1 protein-coding gene is annotated in these 282 nt (G+C 64.2%); it reads right to left on the bottom strand.

Annotated elements, in window-relative coordinates; genetic code table 11:
• The coding region (locus tag EN786_RS37355; protein WP_135910234.1) for a DUF2938 family protein at window positions 1–282 on the bottom strand (282 nt) is incomplete at both ends.

Raw genomic sequence — 282 nt, 5'->3', positions numbered from 1 at the left:
GGTGACGATGCCGAGGATGAAGGCCGGCAGGAAAGTCGGCGCCGCCAGCCAGCCTGCGCCCGCGAGCGCCACCAGGATCACGCCGTAAAGGATGCCGACCAGATAGTGGAAAGCCCAGCCCAGCGCCTTTTCATGCGCATAGGGCGCGGCCTTGCCGATATCGTCGTGGAACACTTTTTCGGGCAGGTGCCGCACCCAGCGCCCGACCATGCCCCAGTTGGGCAATGGCTGGCCGATCGCCTTGTTGAGGATGATCGCCCAGATATCCATGAACACCGTGGC

This window comes from Mesorhizobium sp. M4B.F.Ca.ET.143.01.1.1, from assembly GCF_004792275.1.
GTDB classification, from domain to species: Bacteria; Pseudomonadota; Alphaproteobacteria; order Rhizobiales; family Rhizobiaceae; genus Mesorhizobium; species Mesorhizobium abyssinicae.
Note: the sequence above shows the minus strand (reverse complement) of the source record. Positions and strands in the feature narration are given on the sequence as shown.